Source organism: Streptomyces monomycini, assembly GCF_022271435.1.
Classification (GTDB): Bacteria; Actinomycetota; Actinomycetes; order Streptomycetales; family Streptomycetaceae; genus Streptomyces; species Streptomyces monomycini.
On sequence record NZ_JAFIQY010000022.1, the window covers coordinates 1 to 20,142 of the forward strand.

Genomic DNA, 20,142 nt, shown 5'->3' on the forward strand with positions numbered 1-20,142 from the left:
CCCGCGGAGCGGGATATACCCCGGCAAGCCGGGGTATAGAGCGCGAATTGCGCAAGCGCAATTCGGATTCCGGCGCAAGCGCCGGAATGGAATTCCGCAAGCGGAATTCTAAAAGAGGGTAATTCGCGCAAGCGCGAATTGTAGACACCCGCGCAAGCGCGGTTGCCTTGGCTGGCTACGAGGGAAGGTGCATCGCGCGCGGGCCTGTGTAGGGCTTGGGAATTCCAGCCACCACCTCCGCAACGGAAGTGATGGGCCGTCGGCCCGATCCGGTGCCGGCCTCACCGTAGTGACGGGCTCCGCTGCGCTCCACCCGAACCCCTCCCCCACCCTCGAAACCGGCCGTTCACGTTCACCAATACCCCGCCAGCATACACGGCAACCCGCTACGGCGGGACTATTTACGTCACACATCACCCTGCAGAGGGAACGCGCTGCCAGAGTGATGCATCACGGACAGTTGCTGTGTAGCGTTTGGGCTCCAAACGCGCCACCCCTGGCCCCGGCCATAAACTCACCGCATGACTTCGAATTTACGCGGCCTTGGATAGCCTAGCCACAGAACGGAAGCCCGATATGGGAATGCTGGAATTCGGCGTGCGGAGGTACGCGAGCCGTTCGGCCGCCAGGCCGCACGGCGGAACCCACCACCGGCACTGGCCGCGCCTTCATGCTTTGGAGCGTCACGGCCGGTACAACCCGAGGCGCAGCTCCGCTGGTGCTGCCTACGGTCCGCACCCGGCCCACGGGGCCGCACGCGAAGCGGCCTCAGCCCCGTCCGGGGGGCGACGTGCAGCAGTTGGAGGGCCGCCGTCGGATGGATCTGCGGCCCTCCCAGCCCGGCCGCAGCCTCGCCGCTGCATGCAGCGGCTGGAGGGCGTAGTGCGGGCCGCAGGGGGTGCGCCTCTAAAGATCAGATAGACGCAAGCCTCTGACCTGCGAAAACGCGCGAGATGTATGCAGCCTGGATGAATGGATCTCGGCCGGAGGCGGCGAGTTGCATTCACGTAGGTGCATAGATCCTTCCTGTCCAGAGACACGCCCACCCCGTGCATAGATCACCTGCATAACATCGCAGATCTGCTATGTTATGCAGCCTCAACGATCATGGAGGAGAGCCCGTGGCCCAGCCCTTGAGACGCAGCGCGGAGGCGTTGACGACCGCGCCGCGGCTGGCCCCTGCTCGGCCGCCCGCCGATGCCGTCAACGGCATGGAGTCGGCGCAGCAGCTGGTGAAGGGGCTGTCCGCGCTGGCCAAGCGGGGCGGCACCTTCACGACGAAGGACCCGGTCAAGCCGTACGTCTTCTACGGCAAGCAACACCTGAGCCTGTCCCAGGTGATCGAGGACAACCTGTGGAAGTTCGGCCTGAGCGCGACGTCCCGCAACGTCCTGGACTACCTCAAGACGCACCACGACCAGCAGGGCCTGGTGGAGATGACCCAGAGCGGCCTGGCGAAGAAGTACGGCTGCTCGCAGTCGAAGATCTCCCGCTCCGTCGGCCAGCTGAGCCACCACAACTTCACGTGGAGGGAACGGCGCGGGGTGTACCGCCTCAACCCGCTCTACGCTTACCGGTGGGGCAGCGAGAAGCAGCTGCGCCTGGTGAAGTCGCTCAAGAAGACCCTGGTCGACCACGAGATCACCATTCCGACTGTGAGGAACGAGGCCACGCGATGAGCTCCGCTTCAATCCCTGGTTTCCACAACCCGGAGATCTTCGAGGTCCTGCCGAACGCCTGCCTCTCCCCGACGGCCCGGGACGTCTTCGACGTGCTCACCTCGCGTCAGGAGCCGGGCGGCCTCGTCAAGATCCGCCAACAGGAGCTAGCCGAGCGCCTCGGGCTGACCCAGTCCGTGGTGTCCCGGGCCATCAGCCAGTTGCGCGACAAGGGCATCATCAGCGAGCGGCAGCGCCGCGGCGAGGTACTCATCCACCCGCTGCTGGCCGGCTACGAGTCGCTGAGCCACATGGTCAACCACCTCAAGGCCCCCGACACGTTCGTGTGGCCGCTGAACTTCCCGACGGGAGACATCCGCCCCCCGCGTGCCCGCGACGCCCGCATCGGAACAGACTTCGACCCGGACCCCGACGGCGGCGAGGACGCCCCGCTGCCCGACGCACCGCCCTCCCTGCGACTGGCCGGATGAACCCCGACTCCTGCCCCCTCACCGCCACGGCGCCCACCCCAACGGGAGGGCGCCGTCGTCGTTCCCGGCCACCCCGCTGCAGCACGATGGCCGGCCCGCTCGCAGCCCCGAGAGCGCGCTGCACCGCGCCGTGCTGCATGCAACCGCTGCATAGATCTTTTGGCCTGCTGCTCGAGCAGCACCCTTGTCCCGCCCAACCCATGCAAATGCTGCGCTGCACCCAGCAGCCCGCCGTGCAGCAGACCACGGGCACGACCAGGACCACGAGCAGCAGCGGCTACAGCACGGTGCCGTGCAGCGCGCGGCGGTCGCCGGAGATCGCGTAGCGGCGGACAGCGAGGCCGTTGTCGACCGTCTCCCCGATCTCGTCGCACAGCACGGCCAGGACGTCGGCGGCCTCGGTGTCGGACAGGTACGCGGGGGCGACTTCGAGCATCAGCTCCCCGAGCTGATGCGAGCACGCCGCCAGGTCGTCGACGACGGCGCGCAGCGCGGTGACGGCCTGGTCCGCCGCCGGTTCGGCGGGCGCCGAGGGTGGTGCGGTGCGGACGTCGCGGAGGGCCTGGCGGACCACAGCGCGCACCGTGAGGTCATCGAGGGCCTGGAGGCCGCTGTGGGCGAGCGCGGCGAGTCGGCGGGTGATCAGCTCCGCGACGTCGTCAGTGCGGCCGGAGACGGCGATCAGGGCGCGCTGGGACAGGCCGTAGTCGAGCGCGACCGCGGCGCCGGGGTCGGTGGCTCGCGTGCGAGACGTCTCGGGGTCGGCGGTGACCGCCCCGTGGATCGCAGCCAAGGCGCGCGCGACATCCAGGAGCCGGTACGCCTGCGCGCGGCTGATGCCGAACTCCGCCCGGCAGAACGACTCCCAGGTACGGTGCCCGAGCGGTACCCAGACGCGGGCGGCGTGGGCGTCGCGGACCCGGTCGGCGAGGACCGCCACGGAGCGCCGGACGTCGTCCATCGCCTCGCGCATCCAGATCGTCATCTCCCGGGCGCGAGCCGCGGTGAGCGGCGGCCGCGCCGGTTCGGCGCCGCGCTCATGGTCCTGGTCGTGGTTGCTCACGACTCCATCGTCCTCCGGGCCGGGGCGGGCCCGGACAGGGCGTACGGGGCCAAGGGCGCGAGCTCCGCCTCACAACTCACAGCTCACGGTGTCTACCTGGGGAAACGGGCTGTGAGGCTCATAACCTGCGCGTCGCCGGGGAGGTCTGGGTGAGGGGGCTGATGCCCGGAGAACAGGGGGCGTGGTCCGCCGGGCATCAGCCCGCGGTTGCGCAGGACCTGGGCCCGTCCGCGGCATCGGGTGGTGCAGAACTTCCGGAGGCGGCGGGTGGCCTCGGGCAGGGGCTGGAGGCAGGTCGGGCAACAGCCGGGAGCGGCGACTGGGGCCAGGCGTTCGAGCAGCCGCCGGACGTGGTCGACCTCTTCCTGGGTGGTGAAGTAGGGAGCATCGGCGTGTCCGTGGCAGCCGGTGAGGAGTTCGGCGAACACGCCGCGCAGCTCGGTGAGGTCGCGGCGGCAGGTGCCGAGCAGGTCGAGAAAATCTTCGACGGGCCACGAGGCGAGGACGCCGGTGCGGGTGAGGTAGAGACCGACGGTGTCGATCCGGTAGGCGTCGGTGGCGTCGAGGAGGAGGTAACCAGCGAGCTGCCAGGCGGTGCGCTGGGACATCTCCTTCAGTGGGTGGCGGGTGCTCTTGAAGTCGAGCAGGAGGCCGTCGACGGCGAGGTCGGCATCCGCCGTGATGCGGGCACCGGCGAACGTGGGGCCACCGTGGCATTCCTCGGTCCGGGTCCGGGCGCGCAGATCCTCCAGGGGGCTGTGGGCGGTCTTGTGGAGCTGGTTGAGGACGTCGTCGACCATGTCGGGGTGCGGGAGCTCCAGCAGGCGCGTGAGGGTGAAGGCGCCAGGGTCCTCCAGAGCGGCTCCCGCAAGTGGCGTGGAGGCGAAGCCGATGGAGTTGCGGGTCATCACCTGGTACCAGGCCGCGGCGATGAGCATGCGGGCCAGGTCCTCTTCCTCGTCCTGGGCGCGGTCGAGGGGCAGGTCGCGGTTGTCGAGGTCGAGGTGCTGGACCGTCTCGGTCAGGCGCGCGGCGAGCTCGTTGCCGACCGCGCGCATCCGCAGGCCCTCGCCGTGGCCGCCGAACCGGCCGGTGCACTCAATCCCGATGAGGGCGGCGTCGTCGACGGGCGCGGCCGCGGTGAAAGCCAGGCGCAGACGCTGGTCGATCGCCGTACCGACGGTGCCGGCCTCGGTGCCGACGCCGGGCGGCGGGAGCAGGACGTGGTCGGTGCGGTGTTGCGCGCGGTAGTTCTGCCGCAGCGGGCCAGGGCCGGCGGAGAGTTCGCGGTCCAGGAACCGGCGCAGGGGGGAGTGGGGGCTACGCAGCCCGTCGATCAGGGACAAGGAGGGATCACCGCCGTTCGTCGGGCGCCCTTGGGGCGCGCGGGGGAACGGTTCGGACGGTAGGGAGCGGGACTGACACGGTGTCCCCCGCAGGAGGTAGGAACGGGGAGGTGTGGGTGGGGGATTCACCCGGGAGAGGGGCGACGTGGCGTCTTCCGTCGCGGGCGGCCGGGCGGACAGGGCAGGTACTGCCCGCCGTGTCACGCAGTCACTCACAGCCTCATAGGCTCACAGCTCACGGCGTCTACCTGGGGAAACGGGATGTGAGGCTCACGGGCTCGTGGCTGCGCGTGCCTGCGGCCGCCGGTGCCTGGCAGGCGTGGCTCGCGGGGAGCTGTCGCGTCTCACCGCAGGGGGCCGGGTGGCGGGAATCGAACGTGAACCGGCGGAGGTGCGGATACCCAAGGCCTCCGTGGACGGCTTCGCCGTAGCGTTGAGCGTGCGCACCGTGGCCATGCGGATCTGGCCCGACGGCATCGAGTGGATGCACCCCGTAGGGCGTGGGAGCAGCCGCACCTGTAGGTGGCCCTCATGCCCGGCGGTAAGGAGTTCTGCCCCTAGGCGGGCTCCACCCAGACGTCGAAGTCGATGCCACCGATCTCCAGCTTGAGTCCGACGTCACCTCGGTACTCGCGGATCTCTCCGACGCGGGTGACAAGGGGATGAGCCGCCAGCAGCTCCATGACCAGGTCTCGGACCGCAGCACAGCTGGGGCCCGTCGTCGACGTGATCTCTAGGTCTTCGGCATCCACGTGCGACCTCCAGGCTCGTACCGCTGTGCGCCAAGGATGGCCGAAGATGTGAGCACCAGGGGATATGAGACAGCTCTCTTGAAAAACCTCAGCACGGTGTCGGTGATCCGGCTGATGCCGAACGGACTTTCTCCGCCAGCTGAGACCAGCGGCGTTCAGGACGCCGTGGCACCCGGGGCCGGTGTGGGCGGTACCTGACACCGCATCACTCGGGAGAGGCAGGTGGTGGATGTCCTCGGCGGGGAGTTCATCCGTTCGTGCAGGGGCAGCGCTCTGCACGCGGATCAGCGCACAGTGGGGCGTGGAGACGGCGATGCCTGCGGTCCTGTGGGCGTGGCCTCTGCTGGCTACCGATGGATACGCCGTGTCCACGGATCGCCGGCGCTGGGATACGGCGGAAGTCCGCCCGCTGCGGACCTACGATGCGGCCCATGAGTACCGAGACCGGTGATATCCGGGTTGACCCGTGTGAGCTGCCAACTGGAAGTTTCACCGCGTCCGATATCGCGAGGATTGAGCTGGGGTCGGCGGCCGAGTCCGCTGCGATGTCCCTGGGGCGATACGTGCAGATGCTGGGCGAGGACTTGGCTGTGGCCGGCGACTACGTGCGTCAAGCCGCGCACCGTCGCCGTGAGGCGGAGTCTCTGGTTTCAGCCGCAGTGATTGCTGAGCGAGCCCGGGGCACCAGCTGGGGGGTGATCGGCGAGGCCCTCCAGATGAGCGCCGAGGAAGCCGAGGAGAAGTGGGGGCGGGACGAAGCATCCTGGCGTAACCGCAGCGTGGTGGACAGTCTGGTGCTGAAGGACCCCGGCAAGCGCGCTGCGAAGGTCGACCGTTACATCACGACCGACAAGCCGTATCAGTTCGGCACTGCTGTCCGTCGGCCCCTGTCCGCCTCGCTGGACGCTGCTGCTCTTCTCACCGGCCGCGATGTTGCCGCCGCAGATCATGCGTTTGCTGGCACCGGCTGCACGGTCTGCGCCCACTGACCCGGCTCCTGCCACACTGGCAACGCCCTGTCCCCGGCAGTTGCGATGCCGGGGACAGGGCGTTGCCACCAGGGCGGCTATCCAAGCCAGACGATGTTCAGGACGGTCAGACGGCGCAGCCGCCGGTTGATCCAGTAGGTGAGGGAGAGCTGGCCGACGGACGCGCAGCGCACGTCTTGGCCCTCGGGGTCGTCGGCGTTCCACTGCCCAAAGCCCCACGGATCGCCGGCGGCGGCGTCCAGGATGTCCCACACGGTGTCCTCGACGCCCTCGGGGGGAGCGTCGAGGACCTTCGCGGCCGGCGGCGAGAAGCGGACCGCGTAGGGCTGTGCGGTCACCGGCGCCTTCGCCTTCCCCGCAGCTCCGCCATGTCGATGGCGTCGCTATCGTCGTAGCCGGAGGCGATGAACGCGTCGACGGCCGGGGCGTGGGCGAGGCGGCCCTGCCAGTCCTGGAGGACCGCGTACAGCCCGTCGAGGGTGAACGTGCGCCGCGATTCCTCGAGGGCGGCCGTCCACTCCCGTTCGAAGGCCGGCACCCAGGTGTCGGCGCGCTTGTCGGCGCGCAGCTGGGCGAGGAGTTCAGCCGGTGCCCCGGGCGCGGGGGCGTACGGCGTGACGGGGGCGTGGTCGGGCTGCGCGCTCATCTGGTCCTCCCGGCGGGTCCTCCCCTCACCGTACGCGCGCCGGGTCGCTGTGAAGGCGGGCATGGACGGGTCCCTTCTAGAGAATCAGGGACAGGGCGAGGGCCAGCGCATGCTGACGCGTCTGGTCGTCCTGTTGGTCCCAGGTGCCGGCGATGTGCTCGAGGAGGTCGGCCGCCGCGTCGAAGGTCGTGCTGCCTGGGTCGGCATCGTTGCGGGAGCGGAGCTGGCCAACGGCCCGAAGGATGTCGGCGACCGCGGCGGGCAGTTCCTCAACGCTGCCGCGGGAACGGCGAGGGGTGAGGGCTATCGTCAGGGTGTACTCGTTGCCGGTGCGGGTGAGCGCGGTGATGGTCTGCACGCGGTCCGCGCCGAAATTCTTGTACTTCGCGTCGATGAAGTTGGGGTGGTTGCCGATCGCGGCGGCGACGGCGTCCTAGACATAGGCCTCGCCCGGAGGTTCGTCGGTCATGATTGGTTCCGCGGCGGACAGGGACAGCGTGTGGCCGACACCGCTGGCGTCCCGGAACCAGACGGCAGCGTCGCCGGGCATGGCGTCGTCCACGCTGCGGATGTGCGGGCTGCAGCGTAGTGCTTCAGCGATGCGGACGACATCGTGGCCGGTGTCGGGCATCAGGGCCTTGTCGCGGTCGTGCACGGGGCTGCTCCTGGAAGTCGTGGGCGCTTGCGAGGGTGCGGGGCCACGGCAGTTGCGATGCCGTGGACCTGCCCCGTGTGCCGACCGGATCAGGCGGCGGGGCTGAGGGCCAGGGTGTAGTGGAGGCCGGTGGCCAGGTGGACCGTGAGGCTGTCGCCGTCGGCTGTGGCGGCCCGGTAGGCGGGGTGGGCCAGGAGTGCGGGGACGACGACGGCGCGCAGCACGTCGGCGGCGGGGCCGCCGGCAGGGATGGGGGCGCTGGTCGGGTCCTGGAACACCTCGCCGTCGGCGCCTTCCTGGAAGTCGAGCGCCCAGGTGCCCCCGGCCGCGGTGAAGACGATGTCGCCGCGGGTGCTGGCGTCGGTGACGTCGCTGGTGTCCGGATGAGTCTCCAGGACGTCGGCGAGGCGGGTGGCCTCTTCCTCCTCGGCGGTCAGCGGGCTCTTGTCGCGGTCGATGGGCGGAAATTCCGTGGTCATACTTTTCGCTCCTGGTCAGTAATCCAGATCGAGGTAGTCGATGTCGTTGATTTCCACGTCCGAGAGTCCCATAGCGCGGCCGCCACCGTCCTGGAAATAGACTTCTTTAAACCCTTCGGCGATGATCCCGCGCATCTGCTGGTCGCTGGCTCCCGCGTCGCGGGCGTCGAAGAGGCGCTGTGCGTACGCCGGGGGGAGGTGCACGGTCAGTCGCCGGAACCGTCCGTCGTCGGTCGTGCCGACCGAGGCGGTGTAGCCGAAGCGAGCCCGGGTCTCGACCGTGATCCCGCCGGAGGACGCCGCCTGCTTCTGCCGGCGCTTGCGGACCTGCGGCTGCCAGCGGGCCCGTACGGCGCCGTCGATCTTCGCGGCGATGTCCTTGGGCGGGGTCTTCCTCGCCCCGCGGCGGTAGCGGTTGACCGAGTCGGCGGTGACGCCGAGCTCCGCCGCGACGGCCTTCGCGGTCCCCAGCTGCTTCATCAGGTAGTTGATGCGGCCCTGGAGGGTCTTGGGCGGCTGGCGGGTGAAGCTCTCCCGGTCGGCGCGCTCGATGGCGTCCTCGATCTCTCCCACTGGTCAGGCTCCGTCCGTGAGCGGGCCGTGGCCGTACCGGTCAGGGACCAGGCGGGCGTCGGCAGCCGGTGCGAGGTCCACGACCAGGCGCTCGCCCACACCGGAGGTGGTCGTGGCGTCGGGGGTGAGGTAGCCGAGGCTGCGCAGCTCGCCGATGGCCTTGCGGAAGGCGTCACGGCCCTCAGCGGCCAGGCGCTCCTTGCGGGTGAGGGAGACCAGTTCGCTGATCGTGGGCTCCTGCCCGGGGGGGTAGCCGGTGGCGAGTTCGGCCAGGACTCCGCGGGCGCGCCAGGTCAGGCGCATGTCCCGCATGGCCCGCGCGAACAGTGCCGGGTCGTGGGTGGGCGGGGTGGTGGGGACGGGCCACTGCGGGGGCGGGGTGTCGGTGGTGTTCATCAGGTGTGGTTCCTTCGGTGCCGGTTCAGGGCCCGCCCCGGCTTCCAGCCGGGGCGACACGTCGGTGGTCACGGGCTACTCGCCTTCGTCCAGGACGGCGTCGCCGCCCTTGATGTGCCGGGCGGGATTCAGGCCCTGCTCCATCAGGTCGACGGCCCACAGCATCGGCTGGACGCCCTCCAGCTTCGCCAGGCCGGGCGTCGGCCCGAGGCGGAACCCGCCCGGCTGTGGCTTGCCTGAGGCGGCATACGGCAGGAAGTCCAGCGGGCTCGCGCCCGGCGAGGGGTAGACGACGCAGTCGGACAGCACCGCGAGCGGGAACAGCCCGGTCATCTTCGACATGTTCAGCAGCTTGCGGTGCATGTTGACCCGCGCCTTGGAGATGACGGCGGCGCGGATGTCCGGGCGCCAGGTCGGCCGCATCATGGCCGGCCACGGTTCGCCCTCCTTGTAGTTCTTGCCCTGCGGGTTCTCGAACAGCTTCCCGATGCCGCCCTTGACCGTGCCCTTGATCGCGGCCAGCACGGCGGCCATCGCCGGGTCGACGTCCTTGTGCCGCTCCATCGCCGCCAGGAACTCGGTGTCGGACAGGTCCTTGGTGATGCCGAGGTCGGCGAGAGTGTCGACGTACGCGGTCTTGAGCCGGTCGTGCCACGGGTCCAGGTACGCGCCGGTCTCCTTGCGCAGGTACGCCTCGATCGGGGCGACGTTGTAGCCGAGCTCCTGGGCGTAGGCGACGGTGTGCGTCTGGTACCAGGCCGGGCCCGTCGGCCGGATGCCGTCCGGTGTGAACGGTGAGGGCAGGCGTGGGTCCAGTTCGATGCCGGACAGGTCGACCAGCCACGAGCCCGGGATCTTCGGGTTGAACGGCGGGTTCACGAAGTGCACCGGCTCCGACAGCCCGACCGTCAGCCTCGCGGCGGCCGCCAAAAACGCCGTGTTCAGGTCCAGGCCCACCGCGAAAGGCAGCAGGCACTCCTCATCGGTGAGTGTGTCCACGTCCCGCACCCACTGGTATGCCTCCTCGTGCAGGAAGCCGCCCTTCCACCCGGAGTGGTAGATCGCGGGGTGTTCGGGCTGGCCCTCCGGCGGCGCCGGGTCCATCGGCTCCGTACCCAAGCTGCCGGGGTTGAGGCCGGACACCCAGTTGCCGGTCGCTTCGTCGCGCACCGGCCGGGTCGGCGGACGCAGCGCGGTCATCAGCTCCAGGCCGTTGACCGCCGTGCCGCCGCGCGGGGTGATGACGCGCTGGGCGTAGACCCCGAGAACGCGGGCGACATCGGCCGGCTCCATCTCCGCCACACCGGGCCAGGAGCGGGAGTCGAGCGCGTCCCACGGCAGGATCGCCAGCTGTACGCACTGCCGCTCGCGGCCCTGGGCCTTGCGGTAGATCCGCGCCCACGGCCCGAACCCGCGCTGGGTGAGCTGCCAGCGCGCCTTCAACACCTGCTTGACGACCGGGTGGTCCTCTGGCAGGCGCAGACCGCGCCGGTCCTCCAGGCGTTCGGGCAGTCCGAGCTTCGCGGCCGCGGACGCCGTCAGGACGATGAGTGGATCGGCGTCCTTGCCGTGGCGGTGCAGCTTCGGAGCGCCGAGGCCGGATTCGCGCAGGGTCCACTCCACCAGCCCCACCACCGTGGTCGCCGGGCAGTCCAGCACGATGCCGTCGATGCCGTACGCGGAACCGTCGCCATCGAGGACGGCGAGCGGGCCGTGGGGGAAGCGCGGGTCGGTCGCGGGCTTCACCGCCTTCTTCGCGGCCGGACGCCGCGACGATGTCGCCGGGCGCGAGACCGGACGGGCAGGGCGCTCGGGCGCGACCGATGCGGCGGGAGTCTCCACCGGTGCGGCTGCCGCTTCCGGCGCGGGGGCAGCCGGGCTGGTGAACGTCTCGGGCACCTCCGGCTGCGGCGCAACGGCCGGGGCCGGGGCGGGCGCGACCGGGGCAGTGTGCGCGGGGTACTTCGCCGCCCACCCCTTCAGCAGCCGCTGGTACGCCGACAGGCGCGGCTCTTTCGGCTCGCTCCTGCCATTCTCGTAGTTCTTGACCGTCTGCGTCGACGTCTTCAACGCGACCGCGAGACGGGCCTGGGTGATACCGGCGGCCTCGCGCAACCGGGCCCGCTCCGCCGGGGGCGGGAGCTGCGGCTCCTCCTCCAGCAACGCGTCAATGTTCGCGAACAGCTCTTCCTCGGACGCCATGTCGATCCCCTTTCACCCCCCTCACCCTATCACTGTTTACCCTTAAGGTTAACCTGTTTTTTAACCCGTGTGGATACATTCGAGGGGTGGGGTGGACATACAAGAAGGCCGCCCGGCGGATGCCGGACGGCCTTCGACCTCATAGCCCGCAGGTGCCGGACGACGTCGGAACGTCAGCGGAGGACGACACGAGATGTCAGGTGGTCGGCGACCGACGATGTCGCCGCGCTTGACCATGTGGGCGCCGACGAGCGCGTCGAGCGCCTGGCGCTGAGCGGCGTCACCGGTACCGATGCCGCCGTCGACCCAGACGCGTAAGAGGACCTCGGCCTCGGCGGGCTGGATGGCGCAGCGGACGTGGCTGATCGCGTGTCTGTTCTGATTTGTTCTCGTTGGAAGCGGTATGAAGCGTCTCCACGTCACTGGCGCGACTCTGCTTGCCGCCGCCGTCAGTGCCCTCGTCGACACGCAATCCGCAAGCGCCACATCGATCATCGGCTTCGGCAACGCGGCCGTCGGCAACACCTGCGCCAACCATGGCAGCCCTCGCGCTGACGGTGCTACGAAGCAGGGCAGCGGCGCTGCTACTGCTCTAAGTGTTGCTCTGCCCGTCGGCAGCCCAGCCAGCCAATGCGGGACGCTGGGGCTGCCCACCGGCCTGCACGAGTTCGCTGGGGTCGACGTCATCGGCACCTTGACGGGCGGGGAAGTCTAGCCAGACGGCCGGGCGGCGGGTGCCCGTATTCCCCGGCACGTTTTTGCAGGGCCCGGCCTGTGGGAGCCTGGAGCGGCTGCACGAGTTCTACCGACGCCTCGGCTTCATCACGAACACCCGGCGCGGTGAAATCAGCTCCGCTGGGGAGAGCATTGTCCGTCTCGTGCCGCGCAGCTGCTGACACGACTGGTGTCGCCTACCACTGACACTCTCCTGTCGTCCGACAGCAGCTGAGCGCCCGTGCGCTGTGCCGATCGCTCTCCCGGGGCCGGGTTATGGACTCGGGGCCAGGCGGGCGTCGAGGGTGTGCTGGGCGGTGCGCAGGTAGTAGGTGTGCATGGCCGTATCGAGCCCGGTCAGGTCTGCGGCGTGGTGCGGGGGTACGTGCTGGAGGTGCAGGAGCATGGCGTCGGCCTGGCGGGCGGGCAGCAGGGTGTAGAGGGTGCGGGCGGCGGTAGGCGGGGCGCTGGTCTGGCACAGGGCCTGGTGCTCGATGCTGGCGGTCAGGATCTGCCAGGCGCGGCGGGCCGGGCGGCGGCTGCTGAGGATGCGGCACCAGTCAGTGGCCAGGGTGCCCAGGGCGTGTTCGACGGCGCGGTCGGCCGCGGCGCTCTCGCCCAGGCGCAGCAGGGCGTGGTGTCGGTAGGGGGCGTGGCGCAGCTGGCAGAAGGCGGTGAAGTCCAGTGGCAGGCGGATGTTGACGGGCGGTTGGTCGGGCAGGCGGACTGGCGTGGGGTGCATGCCGTCTCCCCCAGGTGACGAGCGAGCGGTGGGGCGTGGTGGGGTGGTTATCCGAAGGCGCTGACCGGCAGCGCGAGGTAGCTGGCCCGAGTGGGTACGGGTGGGGGCGCGGGGGTGGGGTGGGCGGCGTTCCACAGCGGGTGCAGGGCGTCGGGCCGGCCCTCCAGGGCGAGGACGAGGCGGCCGAGGACGGGCCAGTCGGGCAGGTACTGGCCGTCGAAGACATGCGTGATCTGCTCTTCGGTCAGGGAGCCCTGGCACTGGGTGTGCAGGAGGTAGGGGTCGGGCCGGCCGGCGGACAGGTACAGACCGCGCAGGGCCGCGTGCAGGGCGCCGACGGCGTCCTCGGAGGTGACCTTGGCCGAGGGGGCGATGCCGCGGGCGGCACACCACAGGGTGCGTATGGCGGTGGGGTCGCCGTCGCAGGCCACGGTGATGCGGCGGGCCACGCTCCAGGAAGGCAGGCGTTCCCCGGAGATGACGCGGGAGACGTAGGAGGCGGAGACGCCGGCGTCCGTGGCGATGTCGCGGACGACTTTGCCGCTGCTGCGCTGCAGATGGGACAGAGCGCTGGCGAACTGCTGAAGGCTGGTCAGGCCCGGAGCGGGGTGCGGGGGCCCGTTGTCGTCGGCCGCGCTGGGCGGGGGGCCCGGCGGGGAGGTGGGGGTGCCGCGCTGGGGCGACAGGGTCGCCGCGGCACGGGCCGCGGGAGCCGGTGGTGGGGCCGAGGTGTTCTTGGGGCGGGCGGCGGCCCGTCCCCACTTGCGGCGGGCGGTGGACTCGCTGATGCCGGCGGCTTCGGCGACCGTCTCCCACCGGGTGCCGTCGGCGCGCAGCTGCTGCACCGTCAGCGAGTCGAGCACGTCCAGGTGCTGGCGTACGGCGAGCAGGACTTCGAGGCTGTGGACCAGGTCCGGGTGGTCGCCGTATTCGGCATCGAGCAGGCTGCCGGTGGCACGGTGAACGGCTTCGAGGGCTTCCACGCGCCGCGGGCCGGTCTGCACGGCCAGGGCGGGCGGGCGGCGCCGGCGCTGGCAGGATCGGGAGCAGTACTGCGGAGGGCGGCCGCGGCCGCCGTAGGTGAGGGGCTTGTGGCAGCAGGCGCAGGTGCGGCGAACGGCTGACGTCATGGGTACCCCTTTCCGGGGGCGTGAGGCGGGGATTTTCCGCATCCGGGCGGGCACTTCGCGCGCCACGGGGCCGTATTTCTCCCCGTGAAGATCACGGATGGGTGCCGCCACCGGTCACACGAGACGACCGGTGGCGTGCCGGGCCCGTGGGCGGGCCCGGCACCGGTGGCGAACAGCAGGCAGCGTCAGAGCACGCGAATGCGCAGGTAGCGCAGGCGAATACCGCCTCTGTCCGCCGCCGTGGCGGTAAGGGCCCACAGCAGGGGCAGTGACGTCGGTGCCGCGCCGGTCAGCATCAGGAACACGATCAGCGTGCCGACGAGGGCCGTGGTGGTGACGGTGACTTCCCAGACAGACGTTTCGCGGCCGCCGGGCCGCGGCATGCTAGCTTCACGCCTGTCGGGCCGGCTCGCACCGGGCCGGTTCGCACAAGGGTCAGGGTGCACGGATCCAGAGCTCCTTGATCTTCACAGAATGATGAACGAGGCCCCCGGGGCTGGTTGGCCGCCGCCCGGGGGTTTCGTGACGCGACAGGACGCTACGCCGGTGACAGGCCGGACCGCCACCGCTACCGTGCGTTATTTCCAGGGTGTATCTGGCCACGGCGGAAAACCCCGCACACGACCCACCAGTACGATCAAATACCGCCAGAACCAGGTGCCGAACACTCCCAGGCGGTCACCACCGCATCTCCGGTTCCGCAGCCGGCCCCACGCCCGCGCCTGGTCTTCACAGCCACGTGGTGTCAGCTTCAACGACCCTCACAGGCGGCGGACACGGCTTCACCGAGGGTTCTCCGGCAGCCGGGACGCTGCCCGCACGCCTACGCATCGACAAGCGGGTGCTCTCCTGCTCGCAGATGCTCCAGGCCAGCCACCGCTCTACGCTGAAAGCCCCGGGAAAGGGCAGGTCAGCTATGCCGCACTCGCTCTGGCAGGGAGCCTTGAGCTTCGGTCTGGTCACCGTGCCGATCTCCCTGCACGCCGCCACCGACAGCGGGCCGTCCGTCTCCTTCGTCCGCGTGCACAAGGCCGACGGCGGACGCGTACGCAACCAGGCCGTGTGCTCCGTGGAGGAGACCGAGGTGCCGGCCGAGGAGATCGGCCGCGGCTACGTGACCGGCGAACGCATCGTCCCGCTCACCGACGACGACCTGGCCCAGCTTCCGCTGCCGACCGCCAAGACCCTCACGATCCTCGCCTTCGTCCCGGCCGGCGACGTCGACCCGCTGCAGATCGAGCGCGGCTACTACGTCGCCCCCACCGGTCCGGCTGCCAACAAGCCGTACGTCCTGCTGCGCGAGGCCATGGAGGACCACGGCTCGGTCGCCATCGGCAAGATCGCCCTGCGCAGCAAGGAGACCCTGGCGCTGGTGCGGCCGATGGGGGATGTGCTGGTGCTGCATGCGCTGCGCTGGCCCGACCAGGTTCGCACCCCCGCCGGTGTGGTCCCCGACCGGCCGGTGGACATCAGCGAGGACGAGCTCGCCGCGGCCGAGGAGCTGATGGCCAGCTACGGCCCGCTGGACGAGGAGGACCTGCGCGACCACTACCGCGAGCGCATCGAGGAGATCGTGGCGGCCAAACTGGAGGACCGCGACATCGAAGCCCCCGGCGAAGCGCCCCAGCCGCGCGGGCAGGTTCTGGACCTGATGGCCGCCCTGGAGGACAGCGTCCGCGCCGCCAGGAGCACCCGCGGCGAAGATGCCGACGGTACGGACGCGTCGGTGACGCCGCTGCGCGCCATCGAGGACAAGGTCGCCGGAGCCAGCAAGCGCTCCTCCGCCGGCAAGAGCGTCCGCGCGCCGAAGGAGACCGGCGGCAAGAAGACCACCGCCAAGGCGCCGGCGAAGAAGACCGCGGCGAAGAAGAAGGCGACCGGCGGCCGCCGCGCTGGCTGACTGCCGTACCGGGAGCGATCCGCCGAGCCGGAGCAACGCAGATGACCCTGCACTACAGCACCATGTCGAGCGCAGCCAAGAAGGCGTACCTCCTGGCCCACCCCACCTGCCCGATCTGCGGGGGCATCACGAACGACATCGACCATGAGCACCCGACCGACCTGGTGCGCGATGCCCTGTGCCACCGGTGCAACTGCCGGGTCAGCTCCCTGGAAAGGGCGCTGATGATCCCCCCGCGCCTCTTTCAGACGCTGGCCGGAGACCTGCACCGCGGGTATGCCCGAACCGGCCGCGTGAACCTCGCCCGGTTCACGGATGACCTGGCCTACCTCGGTCTCACCGAGGACGAGTACCGCAACCGCTTCGCCGCCGTACACGTCCAGCTCGCCCAGCGCTACGTCTACTGGACCGAGGTCACCGCCGAGGGGATGACCCGCCGGACCACCTGGACCAAGACCGGCCCGCTCCTCGATGAGGCGGAGGCGCAGAAAGTGCTGCACCGGCTGCAGGACCCGGCCAGAGTGCCGCCCCACCTGTACATCGTGCTCACCCTGGAGCCGGACGACGGCGTCAACTCACCCTTTCCGCGGGGCCTGGACTACATCCACCACACGCCCGGCGCCATGGAGTACAGCAGGGAGCTACGCCGAGCCGAGGCCGCTGCCCCGGAAACTGGGCAGGACGGCCCGACGGACGTCGGTCCGTGCCGGTGAGTACCGGTCTCAGCGCCGCCGTTCCGAGTGCGCTGGACACCGTGTGTGGGCCCGGCCTGCTGCTCGGACAAGGCCACGGCCGGTACAGCCACTCGTCCCCGAAGGGCCCGTTCGCCGGGAGGCATACCTGACCATTTGCCGCCTTTGGTGGGCCGAACGCGGGAATCGGGGCAGGTTTCCGCGTCGTTCGGGCGCAGAGTGCGTTGAAGCCCATGTCGCAACGAGGCTGGTGTGGTGCCTATCTCGGTGAGGAGCGCTCCTTGGGCAGGACGAAACCAGGCAAACCCCGATGTCAGCGCAGGACGGCCGGCACTCTGCGGCATGTGCAGCCTCCCGGGTACGAAGAGCGGGTCGAGATCCCGCAGCGGTGCACCGCCGACACGGCCGTAGGACATCACCGTCTCGGTGAGGTGGCCACATGCCTCGGATCAAGGTCTGCATGAACTCTCACAACCGGGAGCCGACCGGGGCGTGACATGCGAGGCCGGACGAAAACAGATGGGCATCGGAGCGTGCCGCCTCACCGCCCGTCCAGCAGTGCCCGCGCCTCGCCTCCGTGCCTGCCTTCACCCGCTGGACGGTCCGGCAGAGCGCTGCTGGAGGTCCCGGGTGACCTGTACGCGGGTATTCAGGCGCTGCACCCACCAGTTCTCCGCGTCCTGCTGGTAGGTCGCTGTCGAGGCCCCCGGGGCTGTTTCGATCAGGTGAAGCAGGCTCCAGGCCAGGCCGTAGCAACTGTCGGGCCCGAAGGCTATGGCCAGTTGCTGCGCCTCCTCATCGGAGACCGGAGCGGTGATGCCTTCGAGGAGACGCTCTGCTCTTTCGATGTCTTCCAGCGCATGGTCCTCGGTCGGGAGTTTGACGTTGACCAGCTCCTGCACTGCCTGTCGGACCGGCATGTGTCGCGTAGCTCCTACTTATCGGTGCGGCGGGCGAGTTCCTGCCGCAGGTCGTCCAGGGTGCGGCCGTCCTCCAGGTGCCAGAGGGTCCAGCCGTTGATGACATTGCCGGTGACGGCTTCGGCGGCCTTCGAGGGGGAGGCGAAGGGGGTGGGCTTGCCGTCCACGATGAGTTCACCGTCGGGGGTCACGACCGCGCGTCCGGTGCGGCCGGCGCGGCGCTGGCGGAAGGTAAGGACTGCGCCGGCCGTAAGGAGCTGTGCCTTCATCAGTCCGGCCAGTGGTCCGCGCGGAACGGCGGGGACAGCCGCGCCCGTCTCCTCGTTGGTGCCGAGGGTGAGGGTGACATGCACGGTTTCGTCGCCGGTGGCCTTGGCCAGGTGGGCGAGCACAGACGAGTCGAAGTGAATGCTGAGGGTGGGCACAGGGCTGTCCTCCCGGTGGGCGGAGCGCGGTCAGGCGGGTCGAGTCGATGCCGCGCCCCCAGACCTTAGTACGACTTTCCTGGACAGCGGTTCAGCAGAGTTCGGCCCTGCCTTTTGTCGGCGAGGGAGCGGCGAACTGGGGACCCGTGGGGCGCTCGTGAGGGGCATGCGATAAGTTCTCCTGCGTCGATGAGAATCGAAGGGGAAATAAGGCGTGGGAGAGGTCGTTGCGTGAACTGGATGCGGTGCCAGCCGTGCTGACGGAAGTGGAGCACCAAGGCATCCTCTCGACCGTCATCCTGCCGGTGTACACGAAAGGCGCCGTCGTCCAGGAACGGCCCGTAGTGGTCTTCGTCGCCGGTCCGCCGGGGGCCGGCAAGTCCGCCGTCGCCGATCTGGTGCACGAGGTGCTGGCCCGGCGCGGTGGCGCGGTGCGCATCGGCAGTGACCTGTACAAGCCGCTGCATCCGGCCTATGCGGCGCTGCTGGCCGCCGACGACCGGCGGGCTGGGGTCGCGGTGCGTACGGACACCCGCCGCTGGCAGGAAGGCGTGGAGGCCTACGTACGGCGCCACCGGCTGGACGCCGTGGTGGAAACCGCGCTGGCCGATGCGGACAGCTTTCGTGCCGCGGCCGCGGCCTACCGGGCGGCGGGGCACCGCATCGAGGTCGCGGTGCTGGCCGTGCCGGAGGCGGTCAGTCAGCTCAGCGTGCTGGAGCGCTACCTGGGCCAGGTCGAAGCCGCCGGCGCGGGACGGTATGTGTCCTTCGGCAACCACGACCTGTGCAGCCGCGCCCTGCTGGGCACTCTTCGCGTCATCGAGGCCGAGGGCCTGGCGGACCGCATCACCGTCTTCCGCCGCGATCGTGGAGTGCTGGCCAGCACCGAGCTGAACGGTGCGGCACGCGGTGGTGAAGGGACTGTGGCGGCGGTGGCCGCGGAGCGGTTACGGCCCTGGACCGCGCGCGAGACGCAGTGCTTTCGCCAGGCGATGTCCGGAGCCCAGCAGCGGGTGCACCCCGCACGGATCTCCCGCGAGCGGCACCTGGCGGTGGCGCAGGGCATCGAGCGGGCCTTCGCCCTGTCCGAGCCGATGCGCCGGATCGCCCAGATCCGCGAGGAGCCGCCGGGCGTCGACTACCACCGCCTGTCCCACGACGAACACCACTGGATCTTCAACGAGCTGATCGTCCCGGGCTACCTCGGCGACATCGTTCCCCAGGAGCAGCCCGTCGTCGTGTATGTGATGGGCCAGCCGGGCGCGGGCAAGACCGAGGCCGCCAATGTCGTCGAGCACGCTCTGCGGGGCCGGTCTCCGGTGCGGCTGTCCGGCGACGATCTCAAGGCGATGCATCCGGACTACCACCAGCTGCTGCAGGACAGCCCGCGCGGCGCGGGCGCGGCGATCCGCGCGGATTACCGGGCCTGGATGGCCGAGTCCGAGGCCTACGTACGCCAACGTCGCGGCGATCTGGTCATCGAGATGGCCCCGGGCAGTCCGGAGGACTTCCTGCGCAGCGCGATCCCGGCAGCGCAGGCCGGCTACCGCGTCGAGGTCGTGCTGCTGGGGGTGCGCGCGGCCGACAGCCGCCAGGGCACCGCCCACCGCTACGCCCGCGCGCTCCGGCACGGCCTGCCGGGCCGCTTCACCTCCCGGCACGGACACGACCGCTGCTTCACGGCCCTGACCGACGTCGCCCGGACCGCCGAGAGGCACCCAGCAGTGGATTCGGTCCTGGTCCTGCGGCGCGACCACACCGCGGTCTACCGCACCGAGCGCCCTGCGAGCGGGACCTCGGCGGGCCCGGGGCGCGCGGCCGCGGCCCTGGCGACGGAGCGGCAACGGCCCTACACCGCGCGGGAAGCCGCCGGCTTCCTGTCCGTCCACCGCGAGCTGCGGGCCGCTCTGCCGCAGTACCGGGACGAACTGGCCGACATCCTGGCCGCGGCCCGGCGGCTGATGCCCGCGCACCTGCAGCCGCCCCGGCTGCCGTACTCGATTGGGCCCGTACGGCTGCCCCTGCCCGCACCGCGCGCCGAGCGGGCCGCGGATTACCCGGTGGTCAGCCGGGCGTAAAGTGCCGCATAGCGTGCCGCGACCTGCTCCACCTCGGCCGGGCCGAGGTCTGCTGACCGCAGCCGCTGCTGGTCGGCGATGCAGGCCCGCTGGCCTTCCATCAGCTCCTGCAAGTGGGCTTCGTCCGGGTCCGCGGACCGGCGCTCGGCCAGGATCCGCTCGGTGTACAGGGCGATCACCTGGCGTACGAGGTCCTGCACCGCACCGGCATCGGATGGCTGGGGCTCGCCGCCCGCTGGGCGAGAGCTGGCTGGGTTCGCGGATTCGTCGGGCACAGGAAGATCACCTTCA

Annotated in this window: 24 protein-coding genes; 7 read left to right on the top strand and 17 right to left on the bottom strand. The window is 70.3% G+C overall.

Going from position 1 to position 20,142, the window contains the following annotated elements; translation table 11 throughout:
• Positions 1–1,121 precede the first annotated feature (1,121 nt).
• Positions 1,122–1,679, top strand: a complete 558-nt coding sequence (locus JXZ78_RS23310; RefSeq protein WP_030018067.1) for a replication/maintenance protein RepL — start codon at positions 1,122–1,124, stop codon at positions 1,677–1,679.
• On the top strand, positions 1,676–2,149 hold the full coding sequence (locus JXZ78_RS23315; RefSeq protein ID WP_030018066.1) for a helix-turn-helix transcriptional regulator: 474 nt from the start codon (positions 1,676–1,678) through the stop codon (positions 2,147–2,149). The genes JXZ78_RS23310 and JXZ78_RS23315 overlap by 4 nt, the downstream gene beginning before the upstream one ends.
• 277 nt (positions 2,150–2,426) lie before the next feature.
• Here JXZ78_RS23315 and JXZ78_RS23320 read toward each other — a convergent pair whose 3' ends face one another.
• The 3 genes from JXZ78_RS23320 to JXZ78_RS23330 form a co-directional block, all read right to left on the bottom strand.
• Entirely contained in the window at positions 2,427–3,212 is a 786-nt protein-coding gene (locus JXZ78_RS23320) for a hypothetical protein (RefSeq protein ID WP_238783316.1), read from the bottom strand.
• A gap of 92 nt (positions 3,213–3,304) precedes the next feature.
• The gene (locus tag JXZ78_RS23325) at positions 3,305–4,558 is read right to left on the bottom strand and encodes a hypothetical protein (protein WP_238783317.1); all 1,254 of its coding nucleotides are present in this window, start codon (positions 4,556–4,558) and stop codon (positions 3,305–3,307) included.
• A 557-nt stretch (positions 4,559–5,115) separates the two neighbouring features.
• Complete coding sequence (locus JXZ78_RS23330; RefSeq protein ID WP_030019423.1) at positions 5,116–5,310, bottom strand: hypothetical protein; 195 nt, start codon at positions 5,308–5,310, stop codon at positions 5,116–5,118.
• Positions 5,311–5,741: 431 nt separating this feature from the next.
• On the opposite strand from JXZ78_RS23330, the gene JXZ78_RS23335 reads away from it, so the two are divergent.
• The gene (locus JXZ78_RS23335; protein ID WP_157851538.1) at positions 5,742–6,299 is read left to right on the top strand and encodes a hypothetical protein; all 558 of its coding nucleotides are present in this window, start codon (positions 5,742–5,744) and stop codon (positions 6,297–6,299) included.
• Between the two features lie 77 nt (positions 6,300–6,376).
• On the opposite strand, the gene JXZ78_RS23340 is transcribed toward JXZ78_RS23335, so the two are convergent.
• The 8 genes from JXZ78_RS23340 to tap all read right to left on the bottom strand — a co-directional run bounded on the left by JXZ78_RS23340 (position 6,377) and on the right by tap (position 11,250).
• Positions 6,377–6,637: a hypothetical protein gene (locus tag JXZ78_RS23340; protein ID WP_030019421.1), complete on the bottom strand. Its 261-nt coding sequence runs from the start codon at positions 6,635–6,637 to the stop codon at positions 6,377–6,379.
• A complete protein-coding gene (locus JXZ78_RS23345) occupies positions 6,634–6,945 on the bottom strand; it encodes a DUF6247 family protein (protein ID WP_030019420.1) in 312 nt (103 codons plus the stop codon). Before JXZ78_RS23345 ends, JXZ78_RS23340 begins: the two co-directional genes overlap by 4 nt.
• A 76-nt stretch (positions 6,946–7,021) precedes the next feature.
• Complete coding sequence (locus tag JXZ78_RS23350) at positions 7,022–7,303, bottom strand: hypothetical protein (protein ID WP_030019419.1); 282 nt, start codon at positions 7,301–7,303, stop codon at positions 7,022–7,024.
• 75 nt (positions 7,304–7,378) lie between these two features.
• Entirely contained in the window at positions 7,379–7,600 is a 222-nt protein-coding gene (locus JXZ78_RS23355; RefSeq protein WP_030019418.1) for a hypothetical protein, read from the bottom strand.
• Between the two features lie 89 nt (positions 7,601–7,689).
• Positions 7,690–8,079, bottom strand: a complete 390-nt coding sequence (locus JXZ78_RS23360) for a hypothetical protein (RefSeq protein WP_030019417.1) — start codon at positions 8,077–8,079, stop codon at positions 7,690–7,692.
• A gap of 15 nt (positions 8,080–8,094) precedes the next feature.
• Entirely contained in the window at positions 8,095–8,652 is a 558-nt protein-coding gene (tpg, locus tag JXZ78_RS23365) for a telomere-protecting terminal protein Tpg (protein ID WP_030019416.1), read from the bottom strand.
• 3 nt (positions 8,653–8,655) lie between these two features.
• Positions 8,656–9,048, bottom strand: coding sequence for a hypothetical protein (locus JXZ78_RS23370; protein ID WP_030019415.1), 393 nt, complete (start codon positions 9,046–9,048; stop codon positions 8,656–8,658).
• Between the two features lie 75 nt (positions 9,049–9,123).
• Positions 9,124–11,250 carry a telomere-associated protein Tap gene (gene tap, locus JXZ78_RS23375; RefSeq protein WP_030019414.1) on the bottom strand — a complete coding sequence of 709 codons (2,127 nt, stop codon included), beginning with the start codon at positions 11,248–11,250 and terminating at the stop codon, positions 9,124–9,126.
• 403 nt (positions 11,251–11,653) lie between these two features.
• On the opposite strand from tap, the gene JXZ78_RS23380 reads away from it, so the two are divergent.
• Positions 11,654–11,965 carry a hypothetical protein gene (locus tag JXZ78_RS23380; RefSeq protein WP_033037424.1) on the top strand — a complete coding sequence of 104 codons (312 nt, stop codon included), beginning with the start codon at positions 11,654–11,656 and terminating at the stop codon, positions 11,963–11,965.
• A gap of 273 nt (positions 11,966–12,238) precedes the next feature.
• Here the strand turns inward: JXZ78_RS23380 and JXZ78_RS23385 are convergent, their stop codons facing one another.
• The 3 genes from JXZ78_RS23385 to JXZ78_RS23395 all read right to left on the bottom strand — a co-directional run bounded on the left by JXZ78_RS23385 (position 12,239) and on the right by JXZ78_RS23395 (position 14,219).
• Positions 12,239–12,706 (bottom strand): hypothetical protein, encoded by a 468-nt coding sequence (locus JXZ78_RS23385; protein WP_238783318.1) that lies wholly within the window; start codon positions 12,704–12,706, stop codon positions 12,239–12,241.
• Between the two features lie 47 nt (positions 12,707–12,753).
• The gene (locus JXZ78_RS23390; protein WP_238783319.1) at positions 12,754–13,836 is read right to left on the bottom strand and encodes a helix-turn-helix domain-containing protein; all 1,083 of its coding nucleotides are present in this window, start codon (positions 13,834–13,836) and stop codon (positions 12,754–12,756) included.
• A gap of 185 nt (positions 13,837–14,021) precedes the next feature.
• The gene (locus JXZ78_RS23395) at positions 14,022–14,219 is read right to left on the bottom strand and encodes a hypothetical protein (protein WP_030019411.1); all 198 of its coding nucleotides are present in this window, start codon (positions 14,217–14,219) and stop codon (positions 14,022–14,024) included.
• 533 nt (positions 14,220–14,752) lie between these two features.
• On the opposite strand from JXZ78_RS23395, the gene ku reads away from it, so the two are divergent.
• Entirely contained in the window at positions 14,753–15,736 is a 984-nt protein-coding gene (gene ku, locus JXZ78_RS23400; RefSeq protein ID WP_030019410.1) for a non-homologous end joining protein Ku, read from the top strand.
• 41 nt (positions 15,737–15,777) lie between these two features.
• Entirely contained in the window at positions 15,778–16,449 is a 672-nt protein-coding gene (locus tag JXZ78_RS23405; RefSeq protein WP_030019409.1) for an endonuclease domain-containing protein, read from the top strand.
• Positions 16,450–17,015: 566 nt separating this feature from the next.
• Here JXZ78_RS23405 and JXZ78_RS23410 read toward each other — a convergent pair.
• Together JXZ78_RS23410 and JXZ78_RS23415 are read right to left on the bottom strand one after the other, a co-directional pair.
• Positions 17,016–17,348, bottom strand: a complete 333-nt coding sequence (locus tag JXZ78_RS23410; RefSeq protein WP_050502320.1) for a hypothetical protein — start codon at positions 17,346–17,348, stop codon at positions 17,016–17,018.
• A 14-nt stretch (positions 17,349–17,362) separates the two neighbouring features.
• Entirely contained in the window at positions 17,363–17,773 is a 411-nt protein-coding gene (locus tag JXZ78_RS23415) for a DUF4357 domain-containing protein (RefSeq protein ID WP_030019407.1), read from the bottom strand.
• 254 nt (positions 17,774–18,027) lie between these two features.
• Between JXZ78_RS23415 and JXZ78_RS23420 the strand changes: the two genes are divergently transcribed.
• Positions 18,028–19,851, top strand: a complete 1,824-nt coding sequence (locus JXZ78_RS23420) for a zeta toxin family protein (RefSeq protein ID WP_030019406.1) — start codon at positions 18,028–18,030, stop codon at positions 19,849–19,851.
• Here the strand turns inward: JXZ78_RS23420 and JXZ78_RS23425 are convergent.
• Positions 19,827–20,126: a hypothetical protein gene (locus tag JXZ78_RS23425; protein WP_238783320.1), complete on the bottom strand. Its 300-nt coding sequence runs from the start codon at positions 20,124–20,126 to the stop codon at positions 19,827–19,829. The two genes, JXZ78_RS23420 and JXZ78_RS23425, sit on opposite strands and share 25 nt — an antisense overlap.
• Positions 20,127–20,142 lie beyond the last annotated feature (16 nt).